The sequence below is a fragment of the Rhodococcus sp. CX genome (genome assembly GCF_015865005.1).
GTDB lineage: Bacteria > Actinomycetota > Actinomycetes > Mycobacteriales > Mycobacteriaceae > Rhodococcus.
In genome coordinates, this window is the sequence record NZ_JADZGH010000206.1 from 53486 (window position 1) to 73414 (window position 19929).

Consider the following 19929-nt stretch of genomic DNA (forward strand, 5'->3'; position numbering starts at 1 on the left):
GGATGAACAGGGCGGGTGGGGATAACCCCGCGGTGTGCACATGTGGCGGCGCCAACCGCCACAAAGGCACACGGGCGGCGTCAGCCGCACTACAGCGGATCGAAACTGATGTTCTGGCGCGGTGTTCCGGCCGCGGACAGGGCGTACAGCGTCGTCTTGATCATCGAGGGGGAGCCGGCGATCTGGATCTGCCGGTCCGCCCACGACCCGAACTGGGCCACGACCTTACCGAGCTTGCCGTACATCGTGCGGTGCAGACCGGTCGGCGGTTCCAGCACGGGAACCGGGTGCCACCAAGGGTTTTCCTTCTCCTCGACCACTGGGACGACGGTGAGCCAGGGGTTGGTCATCGCCAGGTGCCACAGCGTCTCGATGTCGTAGAGGTCGCACGGGTACTTGCCGCCGTAGAACAGGTGGACGCGCGGATTGTCCCCGCGCATCGCCATTTCCATGAGCTGCGCGCGCAGCGGGGCCAGGCCGGTGCCGGAGGCGATCATCAGCACGTCGCCGCGCGCACGGTCGACGTGCAGACCGCCCAGCGGCGGGCCGATGACCCACCGGTCGCCGACCGCGGTCTCGCCGACGAGGGCCGGGCTCACCCAGCCGCTGGACACGCGCCGGACGTGGAACTCGATCTGTCCCTGGGGATTCGGCGGGATCGCCGCGGACAGGTACCGCCACATCTGCGGGCGGTGCGGGGTCTGCACGCTCATGTACTGACCCGCGTGGTACGGGATGGGGGAGTCGGTCTCGAGCCGGATGATCGCCAGGTCCGGCATCACCCGTTCGTGGCCGACGACGGTCGCGCCCCACACGGCGGGCAGGTCGTCCTCCGCGGACGCGATGGCCATGGCGGCGACGAGCCGGCTGATGATCTCGCGCCAGGTGTGTTCGAGGGCGGCCGTCCACAGGATGAGCGGTGTGCACTCGCGGACCGCGACGAGCATCGCCGCCCCGGCCGCCCGGAAGTGCTCGGGTCGCACCCCGTACTTGCGGTGGTCACGGGCGAGCTGAGAGAGGAACGCCTCGACGACGGCGAAATCGCCGAGTCGGTTGACGGCCCACCCGACCGCGGTCGCGAACCGGTGCCGCATCGATTCCATGCCCGCCGGGAACAGCTCGCGCAGGGACGGGTTGTCCGCCCACAGTGCGGTATAGAACGCGGACGCGAACCGTTCGGGGCCGGTGGGGGTGGCGACGATCGACGCGAAACTGAGCTGGACACGGGCGATGGCGAAGGCCTCCACGCCACCCTCCCACGTGCTGTTCCTGCTGGTCGGCCGCCACTGTAGCCGTTCCTTGATCAATCGCGCCACCAACAGGTGACGTCCGACCGCGGCGGATAGCGCACACTGGAAGCGGGAGGGTGACGCAGATCACCGAAATTCCCAAACTTGAGTGGAACAAACTCAACTTTGGACCCGTTGATCACATCGAGTTCCCGCGGACGGTACTGCGGGCGTAAGAATTGATACGGACACACTCAAGAATGGAAGGGGCCCGTAGTGGACTCGTTCAATCCGACCACGAAGACCCAGGCTGCACTGACCGCTGCGCTCCAGTCGGCGTCCGCTGCGGGCAACCCGGAGATCCGACCTGCCCACCTGCTGGTGGCGCTGCTCGATCAGACCGACGGCATTGCCGCGCCGCTGCTCAAGGCCGTCGGCGTCGATCCCCTCGTCGTCCGGCGGGAGGCCGAGAACCTCGTCGACCGGCTGCCCAAGGCCAGTGGCGCGACCACCACACCGCAACTCGGCCGCGAGGCCGTCGCGGCGATGACCGCTGCCCAGCATCTGGCGACCGAGCTCTCCGACGAATACGTCTCCACCGAGCACGTCCTCGTCGGGCTCGCGAGCGGCGACTCGGACGTCGCCAAGCTCCTCGCCGGCCACGGTGCCACCCCGGCCGCGCTGCGCGAGGCGTTCACCGCCGTGCGCGGCACCGGCCGCGTCACCACCGCCGACCCGGAAGCGACCTACCAGGCGCTGGAGAAGTACTCGACGGACCTCACGGCCCGTGCCCGCGAAGGCAAGCTCGACCCGGTCATCGGGCGCGACAACGAGATCCGGCGCGTCGTGCAGGTGCTCTCGCGCCGCACGAAGAACAACCCGGTCCTCATCGGCGAGCCGGGCGTCGGCAAGACCGCCATCGTCGAAGGGCTCGCGCAGCGCATCGTCGCCGGCGACGTCCCCGAGTCATTGCGCGGCAAGACCGTCATCGCCCTGGACCTGGGGTCGATGGTCGCCGGCGCCAAGTACCGCGGCGAGTTCGAGGAACGCCTCAAGGCCGTCCTCGACGAGATCAAGCAGTCCGCCGGTCAGATCATCACGTTCATCGACGAGCTGCACACCATCGTCGGCGCGGGCGCCACCGGTGAATCCGCGATGGACGCCGGCAACATGATCAAGCCGATGCTGGCCCGCGGTGAGCTGCGGCTCGTCGGCGCGACCACCCTCGAGGAATATCGCAAGTACATCGAGAAGGACGCCGCCCTCGAACGTCGATTCCAGCAGGTGCTCGTCGGCGAACCGAGTGTCGAGGACACCATCGGCATCCTGCGCGGGCTCAAGGAGCGGTACGAGGTGCACCACGGCGTGCGCATCACCGACTCCGCGCTCGTCGCCGCCGCGACCCTCTCGGACCGGTACATCACCTCCCGGTTCCTGCCGGACAAGGCCATCGACCTCGTCGACGAGGCCGCGTCCCGGCTACGGATGGAGATCGACTCGCGTCCCGAGGAGATCGACACGGTCGAACGCATCGTCCGTCGCCTCGAAATCGAGGAGATGGCGTTGCAGAAGGAAACCGACGAGGCCTCGAAGGAGCGGCTCGAGAAGCTGCGCAGCGAACTCGCAGACGAACGCGAACGCCTCAACCAGCTCACCACCCGCTGGCAGAACGAGAAGGCCGCGATCGACTCCGTCCGCCAGATCAAGGAACAGCTCGAAGCCCTGCGTGGTGAGGAGGAACGAGCCGAACGCGACGGCGACCTCGGCAAGGCCGCCGAGCTGCGGTACGGCCGAATCCCTCAGCTGGAGAAGCAACTCCAGGCCGCCGCGGAAGCCTCCGGTGCCGCCGCCGACGGCGACGTGATGCTCAAGGAGGAGGTCGGACCGGACGACGTCGCCGACGTCGTCGCCGCCTGGACCGGCATCCCCGCGGGCCGCATGCTCGAGGGCGAGACCGCCAAGCTGCTGCGCATGGAGGACGAACTCGGCAAGCGTGTCGTCGGGCAGACCGAGGCCGTGCAAGCCGTCTCGGACGCGGTGCGCCGCGCCCGCGCCGGCGTCGCGGACCCCAACCGGCCGACCGGCTCGTTCCTGTTCCTCGGCCCGACCGGTGTCGGCAAGACCGAGCTCGCGAAGGCGCTCGCGGACTTCCTGTTCGACGACGAACGCGCCATGGTCCGGATCGACATGTCCGAATACAGCGAGAAGCACTCGGTCGCGCGGCTCGTCGGTGCACCTCCGGGCTACGTCGGTTACGAGGCCGGGGGTCAGCTCACCGAGGCGGTGCGTCGCCGTCCCTACTCGGTGGTGCTGTTCGACGAGGTGGAGAAGGCCCACCCGGACGTGTTCGACACGCTGCTGCAGGTGCTCGACGACGGCCGGCTCACCGACGGTCAGGGCCGCACGGTGGACTTCCGCAACACCATCCTGATCCTCACCTCGAACCTCGGTTCGGGTGGCGACAGGGACCAGGTGATGGCCGCGGTGCGGGCTGCGTTCAAGCCCGAGTTCATCAACCGGCTCGACGACGTCGTCATCTTCGACTCCCTGTCGGAGGAGCAGCTCGAGCAGATCGTCGAGATCCAGCTCGGTCAGCTCGCCGAGCGGCTCGCGGCGCGCCGGCTCACGCTGGACGTCAACGGTGCCGCCCGGATGTGGCTCGCGGTGCGCGGGTACGACCCGCAGTACGGTGCCCGACCGCTGCGTCGCCTCATCCAGCAGGCCATCGGTGACCCGCTCGCCAAGAAGCTGCTCGCCGGTGAGATCCGCGACGGTGACACCGTGCATGTCGGTGTCACCGACGACGGCGAGCGCCTGACGATCGGGGCCTGACCTACCCTCGTGCGCGTTTCCGGTAGCAGCCGCTACCGGAAACGCGCACGGGTACCTTGGGAGAGACCATGACGAATCCGCAGGATCCGCGCACACCGCAGGAGCGCGCGTACTCGCTCGACGAGTCGCACGACGAGACGCGGGTGCTGCACACGTCCGACCCGACCGAGGCATACGGTCGCCCCCAGCCCACGCAGGCGCTGCCGCCCTACGGCCAGGCGCCGGGCCAGGGCTATCAGCAGGGTTACCAGCCGACCCAGCAGTTCTCACCCACCGAGCAGTACCGGCAGTACCAGCCGACACAGCAGTACCAGCCGACACAGCAGTACCAGCCGACACAGCAGTACGGCTACGGGCCGGGCGGGCCGGGCGTACCGCCGGGACCGTCGCCGACACCGGAACCCCGGGAACCGCGCCGACGCCGCTGGCTGCTGCCGGCACTGGCGGCTCTCGTCGTCATCGCCCTGGCAGCTGTCGTCGGATACCTGCTCAGCGGCGGCAGCGGCAACGACGCCCCGACCGCGTCGGCTCCCACGACCGCCGTCGCGCCGCCACCCGCGGCGACGAGGACGCAGCCGCCGACCCTCGAACCGTCGCTGCCTCCGACCCTTCCGCTCGATCGGCTGCCCGGTGGGCTCGGCGACGCCATCGGATCCAACGGCACGACCATCGGCACCATCACGGCGAACGACGGATCGAGCATCACGATCAGCGGGATCGGAGGCTCGATCGTCACCGTCCGGGTGACGCCCGAGACCCAGATCATCGCCCTCGCGGGTTCCTCGCCGTCGGCGCTGCGGGTGGGGGATACCGTCCTCGCGCAGGGCACACCCGTCCGGGACGGCGAGATGACGGCGGACACAATCGTCAGCGCGACCGTGCCCGGCTTCAACCGTTCCGGCAACTGAACACGCTACGCTGGGCCCGATGACGGTTATGTGGTTCGGTCTTGCAGCGGTCGCGCTCCTCGGCGCGCTCGTGCTGCTCTACATCGACCGCACACGCCGGGAGCAGTCCGGGCGGGTGCGGGAGATCTGGGCGCGTGCACAGGGCTACAAGTACACCGCGTCCGACGGTTCGTTGCCGTCGAACTGGCATCGTGCCGCTCTCGCGAAGCAGGAGTACCTGGGCGCGATCGATGTCGTGCACGGCGTGCGCCGGGGCGACGAGTTCCTGCTCTTCGACATCGAGGAGACCGCCACCATCGTCGCGGTGCGCCGCAAGGTCGGGTCCGACGTGGACATCGACCTGCGCCTGAAGTCGACCCCGCCGCCGAAGGATCCCGACATGAATCTGCTCGGGTCCATCGGGCCGCGGGTGGTGTTCACGACCGATCTCGAGATCGCGCGGCGCGTCTGCGACCAGCGGATGGTCGCGTTCACCGAGTCGATCCCGCCGCACGTGCAGATGCTGTGGAGCGAGAACGAGTGGACCCTCGGTTCGATCCCGCTGAACAGCAACGGTCGCGAGTGGGACGCCGCGATCGACACCGTCGCGCGGCTCTCGGGGATTCTGCACGTGCTGCCCCCGGTCGTGGAACCGGCCGAGATGGACCGCGGCATGCACGACCCCGGCCGGCCGTCGGCGCACCACTGACACCGCGCACCCGGTATTACTTGCGGGTAAGGACCCGCTAGTGTGACCGGCATGACACCGGATCGTTCTGCTCGACCCGTCGCTCTCGTCACCGGCCCCACCTCGGGCATCGGCGCCGGATTCGCCCGTGCGCTCGCCGCTCAGGGCTACGACCTCGTGTTGGTGGCCCGCAACGAGACGAAACTGGCCGACCTCGCGGCCGACCTGAAGGGCCGCCTCGGCGCCGAATCGGAGATCCTGGCGGCCGACCTCGCGACCGAGCCGGGACGGACCCGCGTCGCCGAACGGCTCGCTCGCGGTGTGGACATGCTCGTCAACAACGCCGGCTTCGGAACGACCGGCGAGTTCTGGACGGCGGCACCGGAACTGCTGCAGGCGCAGCTGGACGTGAACGTCACAGCGGTGATGCAGCTGACGCGCGCGGCGCTGCCGCCGATGATCGCGGCCGGTTCCGGCCGCATCGTCAACGTCGCCAGCGTGGCGGGCCTGTTGCCCGGCCGGGGCTCCACCTACTCGGGCAGCAAGGCCTACGTCGTCTCCTTCACCGAGGGGCTGGCCGGCGGTCTCGCGGGGACGGGCGTGCAGGTGCAGGCGCTGTGCCCCGGTTTCGTGCACACCGAGTTCCATCGCCGCGCGGGCATCGAGATGGACTCGATCCCGGAGTGGATGTGGCTCGATGTCGACACGGTGGTGCGTACGTCCCTCGCCGACCTCGAAGCGGGGAAGGTGCGCAGCATTCCCGGCCTGCAGTACAAGGTCCTCACCACCGCGGGCCGGCTCGTCCCGGTCAACCTCGTGCGGCGCCTGACGAACCTCTTCGGCCGGGGCCGCGGCCGCACCTGACAGCGTGCGCCAGGTCACGGTCCGGACACACCCTGCGGACACGCGGGACCGGTGATGCGCACGCATGGACCACCTCGGTACATTTCTGCGCGTGACCGTTGTGGCTGTTGTGATCGCTGTGATTGTGCTGCTCGTGCTGTCGACCCGCACGGCGATGCGCCGCGCGCAGAAGCTCAGAGCCCGACACCGCGACAGTCTGCGCCTGCTCGCCAACGAACTCGACGATCGCTACGATCTCGTGCCCGCGCTGATCGCGGCGTCGGCCGGTGCCGGCGTCGAACGCAGCCGCATCAGCCCGGTCGTCGGCGCCCGCACCCTCGCGATCGCGATGCGCGACCAGCGTCTCGGCCTCGGCGAGCGCGCGGCCGCCGAGAACACGCTGTCCGCGACGCTGCACGAACTCATCGGGGACCCGGACGATGGCACCCACTGGCCGTTCATCCGCGTCGCCCGGGAACTGCGGAAACGAGAGGTGCGCATCGCCGGGGCGGCGCGCGTGCACAACGATCTCGCCCGCGAGATCAACAGGACGGTGAGCCGCTTCCCGTCCTCGATCTTCGCGAAGCTCGCCGGGGTGGAGGCCGTGCCCCTGTTCGAGGTCACCCTGCTGCCCGAGGAGACGGTGCAGGCGGAGGACACGGTCCGGGTCGAGGTCGCGCAGCCGGTCGCGACCGAGGGCGGGGAAACGTCGAGCACCGTCGCGGCCTGACCGTACGTCGCACCGACTAGGCTTCTTGCCGCCGGTCCCGCGGGCCGGCGGCACGAACAATCGACGGTGAGGACGAGCGATGAGTGATCGCGAAGAGCTGGCTGCGCTGGTGCGTGAGCTGGCAGTGGTGCACGGCAAGGTGACGTTGTCGTCCGGTAAGGAAGCCGACTACTACGTGGACCTGCGCCGCGCGACCCTGCATCACCGGGCGGGTCCGCTGATCGGCAGCCTGCTGCGCGAACTCGTCGCCGACTGGGACTTCGACGCCGTCGGCGGGCTCACCATGGGCGCCGATCCGGTCGCGCTGGCCGTGATGCACGCCCCGGGCCGGCCCATCGACGCGTTCGTCGTCCGCAAGGCCGCGAAGGCCCACGGCATGCAGCGTCAGATCGAGGGACCCGACGTCGTCGGCAAGCGCGTGCTGGTCGTCGAGGACACCACCACCACCGGCAACTCGCCGCTCACCGCCGTCAAGGCGCTGCGTGAGGTCGGCGCGATCGTCGTCGGTGTCGCGACGGTCGTCGACCGGGCCACCGGTGCCGACGCCGTCATCGCCGCCGAGGGTCTCGAGTACCGCTCGCTGCTGGGCCTGGCGGACCTGGGCCTCGAGTAGCAGCCGGTGACCCCGCGGGTGCGCCGCACCGTCACGCACCTCGCGGACGGTCGCGAACTGATCTGCTTCGACGACACCGAACCGTATGTCTCCGGTGGTGCCGCGCGGGATCTGCACGACACCCGCGACCTTCCGCCGGTGACCGCGACGTCGGAACTGCGTCTGGATCCGCTCACCGGTGAATGGGTGACGTTCGCGGCGCATCGGATGGACCGCACGTTCCTGCCGAGCGCCGCGGACTGCCCGCTGTGCCCGACCCGTCCGGGCGGTCCGCCGACGGAGATTCCGGCCGCCGACTACGACGTGGTGGTGTTCGAGAACCGATTCCCGTCGCTGACCCCCGGCGGGGATGCCGCCCCGGCCGTCGACGACGAATCGATGTGGCCCCGGCGACCGGCCGGCGGACGCTGCGAGGTGGTGGCGTTCACCTCCGATCACGACGCACGGTTCGCGGATCTGCCGGTGTCGCGGGCGCGCACCGTCGTCGACGTTCTCGCCGACCGCACCACCGAACTCTCCGCGTTGCCCGGTGTGCGGCAGGTGTTCTGCTTCGAGAACCGCGGCACGGAAATCGGTGTGACACTGGAACATCCGCACGGGCAGATCTACGCGTACCCGTTCCTGCCGCCGCGGTCGCAGGTGCTGCTCGACCGTGCCCGCGCCCACCGGGCGGCGACCGGACGGTCGCTGCAACGCGACGTGCTCGACGCCGAACGCCGCGCCGGCACCCGCGTCGTCGCGGCCGGTGCGCACTGGACCGCGTATGTGCCCGCGGCGGCCCGCTGGCCCGTCGAGGTGCACGTGGCCCCGCACCGCGACGTTCCGGATCTGGCGGCGCTCACCGACGACGAACGCGACGAGCTGGCGCTGATGTACCGGGACGTGCTCGGCCGCGTCGACCGGTTCTTCGACGGGCGGGACCGGGTGCCGTACGTCGCGGCGTGGCACCAGGCCCCGGTGGGGGACGGTCGCGAACACGGGCGGCTGTTCGCGCAGGTGTTCTCGGTGCGCCGCGCCGTCGACAAGCTCAAATATCTCGCCGGATCGGAATCGGCGATGGGGGCATGGATCAGCGACACGACGCCCGAGCGCATCGCGGCACGTCTGCGGGAGGTCGCGGAATGAGCGTGTGCAGCGACGCCCGCGCGCGGTTCGTCGACGACTTCGGCGGAACCCCGGACGGGGTGTGGTGCGCGCCCGGGCGGGTCAACCTGATCGGCGAACACGTCGACTACGCGGACGGGCTGTGCCTGCCGATGGCACTCGACCACCGCACGGCCGTCGCGGTGCGCCGCCGCGTCGACGGGATCCTGCGACTGCGCAGCGCCGGATTCCCCGAGGTCGACGTCACCGTCACCGACCTCGCGTCCCGCGCGGTCCCAGGCTGGGCGGCCTATGTCGCCGGGGTCGTGTGGGCCCTCGGACCGGCCGGTTTCGCAGGAGCCGACGTCGCGGTGGCCTCGGACGTCCCGGTCGGTGCGGGGTTGTCGAGTTCCGCGGCGCTCGAATGCGCGGTCGCGCTGGCGCTGGCCGAACTGTACGGACGGGCCACGGACGACACCGGCCGCGCGGCGCTCGCGTCCGCCTGCATGCGCGCCGAGAACGACTTCGTCGGCGTCCCCACCGGTGGTATGGATCAGCAGGTCTCGCTGCGCGGGCGGGCCGGGCACGCGATGCTGCTGGACTGCCGCACCGGTCAGGTCCGGCACGTCCCGTTCGACCCGGCCGCCGACGGCCTGACGTTGCTCGTCGTCGACACCGCCGCACCGCACCGCCTCGTCGACGGGCAGTACGCGCAGCGTCGCCGCGCGGTCGAGGACGCGGCGCGGCAACTCGGGGTCGCGATCCTGCGTGACGTGGAAGATGTTTCGGTTCTGCAGGATTCGCTGACGGACGAGGCGCTGCTGCGTCGGGCGCGGCACGTCGTCACCGAGGTCGGCCGGGTCCGTGCCGCGGTGGACGCGCTCGACGCCGGTGACGTGCGGGCGCTCGGCCCCTTGCTCGACGCCTCGCACCGCTCCCTGCGCGACGACTTCGAGGTCAGCTCCGTCGAACTGGATTCGGCCGTAGACGCCGCGCGCGACGCCGGGGCGCTCGGCGCCCGCATGGTCGGGGGAGGTTTCGGTGGTTCGGCGCTCGCGCTGTGCGAGGCGGACGCGGTCGAGGTGATCTCGCGTGCCGTGCTGGTCGCGGCCGAGCGGCGCGGACTGCCGCAGCCGAGATTCTGGGAGGTGGCACCGGCCGCCGGGGCCCACCGCTGCGACACGGCGTGAGCGGCGGAATGCGAACGGTACTGTGCCCTCCATGGGTGGGTTCAGCACAGCCGGGTTCAGCACAGCCGGGTTCAGCACAGGTTGGTTCGGCAGGAGGAAGTGGGGCGCCGAACATGCGGTGTTCGCCGCCGCGACCGCGGCGACGGTACTCGGTGGGGTGCTCGGCAACGAGAAGCTGCAGCAGGTCGCCAAACCACTGATCGCTCCGGCACTCGCGGTGCGGGTGCTGCGCCGCAGCCGGGACACCGACCGCGTCGAGACCGCGCTGCTGCTGGCCGGACTGGCGGCCGCGACCGTCGGCGACGTGTTCATGATCGACCCGGACGACGATCGGCGGCTGCTGCGCGGCGCCGCGTCGTTCGCGGTGATGCAGACGAGCTATTCGACGCTGCTGGCGCGGCGCGGTGCCCGTCCGCACGCGATCGCCGCGGTGCCGCGCGCGGCGGCCGCGCTCGGTGCCGGCAGCCTGCTGGCGGCGAAGTCCCGCAACGTCGCCGCGCCCCTGACCGGGTACGGGACGCTGCTCGCCACCACCGCGACCCTCGCGGCCGATCCGGTGCCGCGGCCGTCCACGGACCGGCGCAGCTGGCTCGGGCTGGGTGGTCTGGTGTTCACGATCTCCGACGGCACGATCGTGGTGCGTCGCGTACTGCTGAAGAACAGGAAGGTGCGGGCTGCGGCCGAAGGGTTGATCCTCGCGACCTACGCGGCGGCGCAGCTGCTGCTGGTGGAGGGCATGCTCGCCGGTCGCCGCAAGTGACCTCGGACGAACGTTCAGGGGACTACCGGGCAGCGGTGATCAGGCGGAACCTGTCGAGACGATGCTCGCCAGGCAGGTGAGCGCCGTCAGGTGCAGGTACGGCGTGTGATGGGTGCACCACGGGGAGGCGATGTTCGTGGGAGCGACCGGAGGCGACAGGGCGACGGCCGTGCCGGCGGATCCCACCGCAATTCCGGTCGCGATCGTCAGGACGCACATCGTTTTGCGCATGGAAACACCATTCCAAGCCGGTGCACGCCCGGGAAGACTTCGTCCGGACTACATGCCGCGGCCTGTGTCACCCGGCCGGTGACGCGAGCCGCTCACGGGCACAACACGATCCGATCGCGGTTCTTCGGATCGACCCGGATGGTGATCACCCGCCCCGGCTCGAAGGCCTCGGCGAATTCCGGGGTCACCTCGTAGACCACCCGGCCGCGGTAGGACTCGGAACCGGGCACCGTCAGGTCGAGGTCGAGTTCGGTGATCTCGCCGTTGTCGACGGTGTGTGCGATCGGGGTCGCCGAGCGGATCGTCGCCCACCCTTCGAGCCCGCGCCGGAGCAGGCGGCGGTCGCGGCGGGGCGGGCGTCCGGCGGCGATCATGGCCAGGCCCAGCGCGGAACCGTACGCGCAGACCAGGAAGATCACCTGGAATCCGATCGTGCCCTCGGGAGAGCCGCCCACGAAGTACGTGAGCCACAGGGCGAGTACGAGTACGTACCCGCCGGTGACGACGGCCACGGCACGCGCGACACGCTGGTGGTTCATGACTCCTCCGACACCAGGATAGTCCGCACGTGCGGTCGCGTCGGGGTCGCTAGGCTGGCGTTCATGCCTGCCACCAGCGTGTTCGTCACCGGCGCCGCCGCCGGTATCGGTCGTGCCACCGCCCTGCTCTTCGCGCGCCGCGGCTATCGGGTCGGCGCGTTCGACGTCGACGCCGAGGGCCTGGAGATCCTCGCGGCGGACCAGCCCGGGATCGTCACCGGGGTCCTCGACGTCACCGACCCGGAGCAGTGGGCACGGGCGCTGAAGGCGTTCTGTCCGGACGGTCGCCTCGACATCCTCGTCAACAACGCGGGGGTGCTGTCGTCGGGCCCGTTCGCCGACACTCCGATCGAACGGCACCGCCGGATCGTCGACGTCAACGTGACCGGCACCGTCAACGGTTGCCACGCGGCGTTCGAGTATCTGCGCGCCACCCCGGGCTCGCACCTGGTGAACCTGTGCTCGGCGTCGGCGCTCTACGGCCAGCCCGAACTCGCGACCTACAGCGCCACCAAGTTCGCGGTGCGCGGCCTGACCGAGGCCCTCGAGATCGAATGGGCCGAACACGACATCCGGGTGCTGGCGATGTGGCCGCTGTTCGTCGACACCGCGATGACCACCGGCATGGACACCGGCACGACCCGGTCCCTCGGGATCCACCTCACCGCCGACGACGTGGCGCGCGCCCTGTACGAGGCGACCCGGGCCGGGCAGCCGCGCTGGAAGGTGCACCGGCCGGTGGGATGGCAGGCGAAGCTGTTCGCCGCGACCGCGCAGGTGTCGCCGGCGCCGGTCAACCGTCTGGTGAACCGGTGGCTCACGGGCCACAGGTGACCGGCCGATAGAGTGACACCCGGGTCTTCGGAGGGAGTTGCGTGAACGTGCGTCGGGTGACGTCGATCGGTGTGGTGACGGTGGCGGGTCTGCTGCTCGCGGGATGCGGGAGCACGGACGAGAGCACGCAGACGGAATCCGTTGCGGCGGCACCGACTACCACCACGAGCACTCCGGCGCCGACCACCACGACCGTCGCGCCGGTGACCACGACGACGGAACCGGTCACCACGACCGTCGCGACGACCGAGCCGGAAGCACCGACCTCGCTCGTCGACGTGCCCTACGAGCGCAACGAGTCGTACTACTTCACCAGCCCGGACGGGCAGTTCCACTGCGGCATCGTCAAGCTGCCCACCCGCACCGAAGCCGGATGCGAAGGCGCCACCGATCCGGTTCCGCCGCGACCCGCCGACTGTGTCGTCAACTGGGGCAACGGTATTCGGGTTGCCAACGAGGGCGAGGGTGCGTTCATGTGCTCCGGCGGCCCGGTCTACCTGTCCGACGGTGACACCGCCGTACTGCCCGCCGGTGCGACGCTGTCGAAGCTCGGGTACTCGTGCACCACGACCGAGACGGACGTCACCTGCGTCAACGACGGCACCGGACACGGCTTCACGGTCGCGGCCGGTTCGAACGAGACGTTCTGACCGTGACCCCCGACGACGAGGCCGCCGGACCGACCGAGTGGGGTGAGCACCCGCACGGCGTCGGCCCCTGGATCGACGAGTTCGGTACCGAACGCCCGCAGGATCCGCGCTACGACCCGGAACTGCTCGCGCACGGCGACCGCCGCAACGTGGTCGACGCGTACCGCTACTGGACGCGGGAGGCGATCGTCGCGGACATCGACACGCGCCGGCATCCGCTGCACGTGGCGATCGAGAACTTCGGGCACGACGCGAACATCGGCACGGTCGTGCGCACCGCGAACGCGTTCGCCGCGGCCACCGTGCACATCGTGGGTCGCCGACGCTGGAATCGCCGGGGCGCCATGGTAACCGACCGGTATCAGCATCTGATGCACCATCCGGATGTGGACGCGTTGATCGATTGGGCGGCGGACCGCAACATCGAAATCGTCGCGGTCGACAACACCCCGGGTTCGGTGCCGTTGGAGACGACGACGCTGCCGTACCACTGCCTGCTGCTGTTCGGTCAGGAGGGGCCCGGCGTCACCGAGCGGGCTCGGGAGGTCGCGTCGACGACGGTGTCCATCGCGCAGTTCGGTTCGACCCGCAGCATCAACGCCGGGGTCGCCGCGGGAATCGCGATGCACGCCTGGGTACGTCAACATGCGGACCTGACGCGAGCGTGGTGACGTACGTCGCCTGGTGGTAGCACACCCATCGTGAAGTGAGGATGATCGACGTCATGTCGGAACTGTGGACCGAGCGGGCCGATGCCGCCGAGGCTGCCGTCGACTCCCGGCACATACGCCGGTTGTGGGCTCTGCCCGGTACCGCCATGGGGGTCGTCGGATGGCCCCCGGTTCGCCGCGAACGGCTGTTCCTCACGTGGCACTACTGGTGGCAGGCGCACCTGATCGATCTCGCCGTCGACGCCGCCGAACGCGATGCGACACCGCGACGCCGGCGACGCGTCGTCCGGCTCACGCGCACCCACCGCATCCGCAACCTCACCGGGTGGACCAACAACTACTACGACGACATGGCGTGGCTCGGCCTCGCGCTCGAACGCGCGCAGCGGCACCTGTTGGTGGATCACCGCAAGGGCATCGCGGATCTCGAGGATGCGCTGTTCGCGGCGTGGCAGCCCGAGCGCGGCGGCGGATTGCCGTGGCGTCGACGCGACAACTTCTTCAACACCCCCGCCAACGGGCCCGCCGGTCTCCTGCTGTCCCGCACCGGCAAGGTGTGGCGCGCCCAGGAGATCGCGGACTGGATCGACGAGACCCTCAAGGACCCCGAGACCGGCCTGATCTTCGACGGCATCCGCAACGGGAAGATCGAACGCGCGATCTACAGCTACTGCCAGGGCGTGGTGCTCGGACTCGAAACCGACCTGGCCATCCGCATCGGCGACGACCGGCACCGCAAGCGGGTGCACGCCCTCGTCGACGCCGTCGATCTCGAACTCGCCGACGCCAGCGTCATCACCGGCGGAGGCGGGGGAGACGGCGGACTGTTCAACGGCATTCTCGCCCGGTACCTCGCGATGGTCGCGACGAGCCTGCCGGTCCACGACGTCGACGACGAACGGGCCCGCAACACCGCCGCTCGCCTGGTGCTGATGTCGGCGGACGCGGCCTGGGACAACCGCCTGCAGATCGAGGAACTCCCGCTGTTCGGCCGGGACTGGTCGGTGCAGGCCCGGCTGCCCGGCTCCGGGTACGCCATCGCCCGGTTCTCCGGCGGTAGCGTCCACGAATCCGAGGTCGCCGAGCGGGACCTGTCGGTGCAGCTCGGCGGATGGATGCTGATGGAAGCGGCACACGCGGTCGCGACCGAGCGGGCTTTACGATCGTCGCAACCTTAACCCTGTTCGCGACGCGGGCCCGGGTCTACTTGTAGGAACATGACCGAACAACGACGTCAGCTCAGCCTCAACGCCTTCATCTATCCGACCGGCCACCACGAGGCATCGTGGCGGCATCCGGGCAGCACCCCGGAGCGGCTCTACGACGTCACGTACTACCAGGACATCGGACGGACCGCGGAGGCGGCGAAGCTCGACGCGGTGTTCCTCGCCGACGGTCCGGCGCTGCGCACCGACGTGCGGTTCAACGCGACCTACGGCTTCGAGCCGATCACGCTGCTCACCGCGATCGCGTCGGCCACCACCCACCTGGGTCTGATCGCGACCGCGTCGACCACCTACTACGAGCCCTACAACCTGGCTCGCCTGTTCTCCTCGCTCGACCACATCTCCGGGGGTCGCGCGGGCTGGAACATCGTCACCACCGGGACCGACAAGGCCGCCGCGAACTTCGGGCTCGACGCGCACCCCGACCACGCCACCCGGTACGAACGGGCCCGCGAGTTCGTCGATGCCGTCGTAAAGCTGTGGGACAGCTGGGAGGACGATGCGCTCGTCATCGACAAGGACCGCGGCATCTACGCGGACACCGGGAAGATCCACCCGGTCAATTTCGAGGGCAAGCACCTGAAGGTCGCCGGGCCGTTCGGTGCGGCACGCTCGCCGCAGGGACATCCGGTGCTCGTGCAGGCCGGGTCGTCCAACGACGGCCGTGACTTCGCCGGCCGGTACGCGGAGGCGATCTTCACCGCCCACCAGCGGTTGTCCGACGCGCAGGCGTTCTACGCCGACATCAAGAAGCGGGCGGTCGAATTCGGCCGCAACCCCGATCACGTGAAGATCCTGCCCGGCATCAGCCCGTTCATCGGCGACACCGAGGCCGAGGCCCACGCGCTCGAACGCGAGTTCAACGAGCTGACGGTCGTCGAGTACGGGCTGACCCAGCTCGAGAACATCGCGCAGGTGTCGCTGCGTCACCTCCGGCTCGACGAGACGGTCCCGCTCGACGTGTTCGGCGACGCGGGCACCGTCACCGACAACACCGCCAGCCGCAAGCAGGTCGTCGCGAACATCGTCGAACGCGACCGGCCGACGCTGCGCGGCCTGCTGCACCGGCTCGCGGGCGCGCGTGGACACCGCGTGTTCGCCGGCACCGCCGAGCAGGTCGCCGACACCATCGAGGAATGGTTCACGCAGGGCGGCGCGGACGGCTTCAACGTGATGCCGCCGCAGTACCCGCAGGGACTCGAGGCGTTCACCTCGCAGGTCGTGCCGATCCTGCAGGAACGCGGCCTGTTCCGCACCGAGTACAGCGGCCGCACGCTGCGCGACCACTTCGGGTTGCCGCGCCCGGCCAGCCAGTTCGCGGCCGTCGCGGTCTAGAGGCGGTACCCGGAAACGCACGAGGCCCCTTCCTCAGCGGAAGGGGCCTCGTCGTCGCCTCGGTCAGCTGTTCGGCTGACCCGGAGTCGGGATCGGCGTGGTGTCGACGGCCGAGTCGTCGGTGCGCCGCGGCTGGTCGGCGAACGCCGAGGTGTCGATGACCAGGGTCTTCTCGTTGTCGGAGCCCCGGTCCGCTGTGGTGGCGTTGCCCGGCGCGGGTGCGCTGCCGGACTCCTCGCTGTCGCCCTTGCCGAGGAAGCGCTTGCCGACCTCGATCATGATCGGCACGACGGAGACGAACACGATGAGCAGGAAGATCAGGTCGACGTTGTCGCGGATGAACCCGATCTGCCCGAGCAGGTAACCGAGCAGCGTGATGCCCGCGCCCCACAGCACACCACCGATGATGTTGTAGGTGATGAACACGCGGTAGGGCATCTTCGCGGCACCGGCCACGAGCGGCGCGAACGTGCGGACGATCGGGACGAACCGGGCCAGCACGATGGTGATCGGCCCGTGCCGCAGGAAGAAGGCGTGCGACTCGTCGATGTACTTTTTCTTGAAGAACTTCGCGTCGTTGCTCTTGAACAGGGCGGTGCCGCCCTTCGTGCCGATGAGATAGCCCACCTGGTCGCCGAGGATCGCAGCGATCGGGATCGCCACCAGCAGCACCCACAGCGGCGCGAACGGCTCGACCTCCGCGGACTTGCCTGCGACGATGAGACCGGCGGTGAACAGCAGCGAGTCGCCCGGCAGCAGCGGGAACAGCAGACCCGACTCGATGAACACGACCACCAGCAGGCCGATCAGGATCCACGTGCCGAACGAATTGAGCAGATTGACCGGATCCAGGAATCCCGGTAACAGGGCCAGATTGGTCACAGATTCCGAGGTTTCCAAGAAAGTCACGGTCTTCAGAGTACCGGCGGCACACGGACCGACGAGGCTCGGTGTCGCCGCGACCGGCCCGCGCCGCAGTTCGGAGCCGAACCCAACTGTGCAGTTCCGGGGACTGTTGACATACTGCAAGGACAACCCTTGCGCCTACCGGCACCGCAGGTAGGCGACAACATCTCATCTGGAGGACAGCCGCTGTGCCTATCGCGACTCCCGAGGTTTACGCCGAGATGATCGCCCGCGCCAAGGAGCACTCCTTTGCGTTCCCCGCGATCAACTGCACGTCGTCCGAAACCATCAACGCCGCCATCAAGGGCTTCGCGGACGCCGGTAGCGACGGCATCATCCAGTTCTCGACCGGTGGTGCCGAGTTCGGTTCCGGTCTGGGTGTGAAGGACATGGTGACCGGCGCGGTCGCGCTCGCCGAGTTCGCGCACGTCGTCGCCGAGAAGTACGACGTCACCATCGCCCTGCACACCGACCACTGCCCGAAGGACAAGCTCGACACCTTCGTGCGCCCGCTCATCGCGATCTCCCAGGAACGCGTGAACGCCGGCCGCAACCCGCTGTTCCAGTCGCACATGTGGGACGGCTCGGCCGTTCCGATCGACGAGAACCTCGAGATCGCCCAGGAGCTCCTCGCGGCCGCGCAGGCCGCGAAGATCATCCTCGAGATCGAGATCGGCGTCGTCGGCGGTGAAGAGGACGGCGTCGAGAACGCCATCAACGAGAAGCTCTACACCACGATCGAGGACTTCGAGAAGACCGTCGATGCGCTCGGCGCCGGCGACAAGGGCCAGTACCTGTTGGCCGCGACGTTCGGCAACGTCCACGGCGTCTACAAGCCGGGCAACGTCAAGCTCAAGCCGTCCGTCCTCGCCGAGGGCCAGGCCGCCGCCTCGAAGAAGCTGGGTCTGCCGGCCGGTTCCAAGCCGTTCGACCTGGTCTTCCACGGTGGCTCCGGCTCGCTGAAGTCCGAGATCGACGAGGCGCTGAGCTACGGCGTCGTGAAGATGAACGTCGACACCGACACCCAGTACGCGTTCACCCGTCCCATCGCGGCCCACATGTTCCAGAACTACGACGGTGTCCTCAAGGTGGACGGCGAGGTCGGCAACAAGAAGACCTACGATCCGCGCAGCTACCTCAAGAAGGCCGAGGCGTCGATGACCGCCCGCGTCATCGAGGCCTGCAACGACCTGAAGTCGGCCGGCCGTTCGGTCTCCGCAGGCTAGAACACCCCTCGTGCGTGTTTCCGGTAGCTCCGGCTACCGGAAACCCGCACGAGCGCTATTCGCCCCAGGTTTTCATTCGCCGCAGACCTTCCATTCCCCGCCCACCTCGGACAGGTCGAAGGTCCGCTCGGTGACATCGGTCGGTGTCCCTGTCGGATGCGCAGTGACCTGCACGATCGCGTGCGAGTCCGTGATCTGGACCTTGTCGATGCTCGTCACCACCGGCACCGAGCCCTGCTGCTCCGCCAATTCGTGGATCTCCGCGAACTTCGCCGGATCCACCGTCGCGTAGAAATCGGCCAGCCCCCCGCACGTCGACGTGCGCAGCGTCGCGAGGTCGCCGGCTGCGAGCGCCGTCACGAACGTGTCCACGCTCGCGCGTATCCGTGCCTCGGGGGAGTTTTCGGCCCGATGATCGAGATACACCAGCAGCGCCGACACGACGATCGCCGCGATCACCAGCACTCCCGCGACGGTCGCGGCGACGGCCCAGCGCTTGCCGCTGCGGCCCGAGGACGCCGGTTCGATGCGCTGCGGGGTCGGCTGCGGCTGGAAACGCTGCGGTTCGGGGCGGGCAGGTTCGGCCGAACGCGGCTCGATGCGCTGCGGCTGCCTCCTGTTGGGCACGTGCGCCCGCACCGGGATCTGCACGGTCTCGTCGTCGGCAGCCTCCGGTGCCGTCGCATCGGACTGCTCGGTCTTCTCGGTTTTCGCGCTCGCCTCGTCGGCCGAGGTTTCGGTGGCGTCGGGCTCGGCGGCGTCGGATTTGCGGGTCTCGGACGCGCGGGCGACGGGGATCGCCACGGTCTCGGCATCGGCGGCGGCGGGGATTGCGACGGTCGGCGCGGTATCCGCCGGGCTCTCTGCGGTCGTCCGGGTCCCGGCGCTCTTCGCAGCTCCGGCGTCCTCGGGCGTCCCGGTGTCCTCGGTGTCTCCACCTTCGGCACCGTCGGTCTTCTCGTCGGACTCGGCCTCGGGCGCTGCGGGCGGGGAAGTCTCGGATGCGCGGGCACCGGCGGCAGGGATCCCCACGGTCTCGGTGTCGGCGTCTTCCGGTGTTTCGGAACCTGCGGGCTCGTCGGTCACGCCTGCTTCGGCACTCTCGCCTGCGTCGGCACTGTCGCCCGACGACGCGGACGCTTCGGGCTCACCTGCCGCGCCGGACCCGGTGCCGGCGTCCACGGGGTTGTCCGATCCGGCGTCGTCGGATCCGGCCTGCTGCTGCGGCGCTGTCGCCGCGTCCGGGGGAGTGGAAGCGTCTTCGTTCTTCGGATCCGGCACGAATGCACCTCGTTCGACGGCCTACGGTTTCCCGGGCAGCCTATCCAGCCTCGAGCGCCGCCGGGCAGAATGGTCGCCATGACCTCTTTCGGTGATCTCCTCGGACCTCAGCCCACCCTGCTTCCCGGCGACGACGACGCGGAATCGGCACTGCTCAACCACGAGGACCCCGCGA

At 69.5% G+C, this 19929-nt stretch carries 20 protein-coding genes and 1 pseudogene; 16 read left to right on the forward strand and 5 right to left on the reverse strand.

What is annotated here, in order from left to right; translation table 11 throughout:
• Window positions 1–89 precede the first annotated feature (89 nt).
• The gene (locus tag I0Q12_RS22380; RefSeq protein WP_197254854.1) at window positions 90–1247 is read right to left on the reverse strand and encodes a globin domain-containing protein; all 1158 of its coding nucleotides are present in this window, start codon (window positions 1245–1247) and stop codon (window positions 90–92) included.
• A gap of 258 nt (window positions 1248–1505) precedes the next feature.
• Here I0Q12_RS22380 and clpB point away from each other — a divergent pair, with 258 nt between their 5' ends.
• The 9 genes from clpB to I0Q12_RS22425 all read left to right on the forward strand — a co-directional run bounded on the left by clpB (window position 1506) and on the right by I0Q12_RS22425 (window position 10855).
• On the forward strand, window positions 1506–4061 hold the full coding sequence (clpB, locus tag I0Q12_RS22385; RefSeq protein ID WP_197254856.1) for an ATP-dependent chaperone ClpB: 2556 nt from the start codon (window positions 1506–1508) through the stop codon (window positions 4059–4061).
• Between the two features lie 68 nt (window positions 4062–4129).
• Window positions 4130–4969 carry a DUF5666 domain-containing protein gene (locus tag I0Q12_RS22390; RefSeq protein WP_197254858.1) on the forward strand — a complete coding sequence of 280 codons (840 nt, stop codon included), beginning with the start codon at window positions 4130–4132 and terminating at the stop codon, window positions 4967–4969.
• A 28-nt stretch (window positions 4970–4997) separates the two neighbouring features.
• Window positions 4998–5657 carry a hypothetical protein gene (locus I0Q12_RS22395; RefSeq protein WP_197254940.1) on the forward strand — a complete coding sequence of 220 codons (660 nt, stop codon included), beginning with the start codon at window positions 4998–5000 and terminating at the stop codon, window positions 5655–5657.
• Between the two features lie 51 nt (window positions 5658–5708).
• Window positions 5709–6500, forward strand: coding sequence for an SDR family oxidoreductase (locus I0Q12_RS22400; protein WP_197254860.1), 792 nt, complete (start codon window positions 5709–5711; stop codon window positions 6498–6500).
• 91 nt (window positions 6501–6591) lie between these two features.
• Window positions 6592–7209 (forward strand): LemA family protein, encoded by a 618-nt coding sequence (locus I0Q12_RS22405; RefSeq protein ID WP_307846426.1) that lies wholly within the window; start codon window positions 6592–6594, stop codon window positions 7207–7209.
• 79 nt (window positions 7210–7288) lie between these two features.
• The gene (gene pyrE / locus I0Q12_RS22410) at window positions 7289–7822 is read left to right on the forward strand and encodes an orotate phosphoribosyltransferase (RefSeq protein WP_197254864.1); all 534 of its coding nucleotides are present in this window, start codon (window positions 7289–7291) and stop codon (window positions 7820–7822) included.
• A gap of 18 nt (window positions 7823–7840) precedes the next feature.
• Window positions 7841–8947 carry a galactose-1-phosphate uridylyltransferase gene (gene galT / locus I0Q12_RS22415; RefSeq protein ID WP_197254942.1) on the forward strand — a complete coding sequence of 369 codons (1107 nt, stop codon included), beginning with the start codon at window positions 7841–7843 and terminating at the stop codon, window positions 8945–8947.
• The gene (gene galK / locus I0Q12_RS22420) at window positions 8944–10095 is read left to right on the forward strand and encodes a galactokinase (RefSeq protein ID WP_197254865.1); all 1152 of its coding nucleotides are present in this window, start codon (window positions 8944–8946) and stop codon (window positions 10093–10095) included. The genes galT and galK overlap by 4 nt, the downstream gene beginning before the upstream one ends.
• Before the next feature lie 31 nt (window positions 10096–10126).
• Window positions 10127–10855 (forward strand): lysoplasmalogenase family protein, encoded by a 729-nt coding sequence (locus I0Q12_RS22425; protein ID WP_197254867.1) that lies wholly within the window; start codon window positions 10127–10129, stop codon window positions 10853–10855.
• 39 nt (window positions 10856–10894) lie between these two features.
• On the opposite strand, the gene I0Q12_RS22430 is transcribed toward I0Q12_RS22425, so the two are convergent.
• The gene (locus I0Q12_RS22430; RefSeq protein WP_197254869.1) at window positions 10895–11086 is read right to left on the reverse strand and encodes a hypothetical protein; all 192 of its coding nucleotides are present in this window, start codon (window positions 11084–11086) and stop codon (window positions 10895–10897) included.
• A gap of 92 nt (window positions 11087–11178) precedes the next feature.
• Window positions 11179–11625 (reverse strand): hypothetical protein, encoded by a 447-nt coding sequence (locus I0Q12_RS22435; RefSeq protein WP_197254870.1) that lies wholly within the window; start codon window positions 11623–11625, stop codon window positions 11179–11181.
• Between the two features lie 63 nt (window positions 11626–11688).
• Here I0Q12_RS22435 and I0Q12_RS22440 point away from each other — a divergent pair, with 63 nt between their 5' ends.
• From I0Q12_RS22440 to I0Q12_RS22460, 5 genes are read left to right on the forward strand one after another with little or no spacing between them, the layout of a single operon-like run.
• Entirely contained in the window at window positions 11689–12459 is a 771-nt protein-coding gene (locus tag I0Q12_RS22440; RefSeq protein WP_197254871.1) for an SDR family oxidoreductase, read from the forward strand.
• Window positions 12460–12500: 41 nt separating this feature from the next.
• Window positions 12501–13109, forward strand: coding sequence for a DUF6636 domain-containing protein (locus tag I0Q12_RS22445; protein ID WP_197254872.1), 609 nt, complete (start codon window positions 12501–12503; stop codon window positions 13107–13109).
• A 2-nt stretch (window positions 13110–13111) separates the two neighbouring features.
• Window positions 13112–13780 carry an RNA methyltransferase gene (locus tag I0Q12_RS22450; protein ID WP_307846427.1) on the forward strand — a complete coding sequence of 223 codons (669 nt, stop codon included), beginning with the start codon at window positions 13112–13114 and terminating at the stop codon, window positions 13778–13780.
• Window positions 13781–13833: 53 nt separating this feature from the next.
• A complete protein-coding gene (locus tag I0Q12_RS22455) occupies window positions 13834–14958 on the forward strand; it encodes a glycoside hydrolase family 76 protein (RefSeq protein WP_197254873.1) in 1125 nt (374 codons plus the stop codon).
• Window positions 14959–14997: 39 nt separating this feature from the next.
• A complete protein-coding gene (locus I0Q12_RS22460) occupies window positions 14998–16341 on the forward strand; it encodes an LLM class flavin-dependent oxidoreductase (protein WP_197254874.1) in 1344 nt (447 codons plus the stop codon).
• Window positions 16342–16404: 63 nt separating this feature from the next.
• Here I0Q12_RS22460 and I0Q12_RS22465 read toward each other — a convergent pair whose 3' ends face one another.
• Entirely contained in the window at window positions 16405–17241 is an 837-nt protein-coding gene (locus tag I0Q12_RS22465) for a DedA family protein (RefSeq protein ID WP_374068764.1), read from the reverse strand.
• 194 nt (window positions 17242–17435) lie between these two features.
• On the opposite strand from I0Q12_RS22465, the gene fbaA reads away from it, so the two are divergent.
• A complete protein-coding gene (fbaA, locus tag I0Q12_RS22470; RefSeq protein ID WP_197254877.1) occupies window positions 17436–18473 on the forward strand; it encodes a class II fructose-bisphosphate aldolase in 1038 nt (345 codons plus the stop codon).
• Window positions 18474–18545: 72 nt separating this feature from the next.
• Here fbaA and I0Q12_RS22475 read toward each other — a convergent pair whose 3' ends face one another.
• Window positions 18546–19754, reverse strand: coding sequence for a hypothetical protein (locus I0Q12_RS22475; RefSeq protein WP_231611219.1), 1209 nt, complete (start codon window positions 19752–19754; stop codon window positions 18546–18548).
• Between the two features lie 78 nt (window positions 19755–19832).
• Here I0Q12_RS22475 and I0Q12_RS33570 point away from each other — a divergent pair.
• A pseudogene (locus tag I0Q12_RS33570) lies at window positions 19833–19929 on the forward strand (DUF3151 domain-containing protein); the annotation flags it as partial.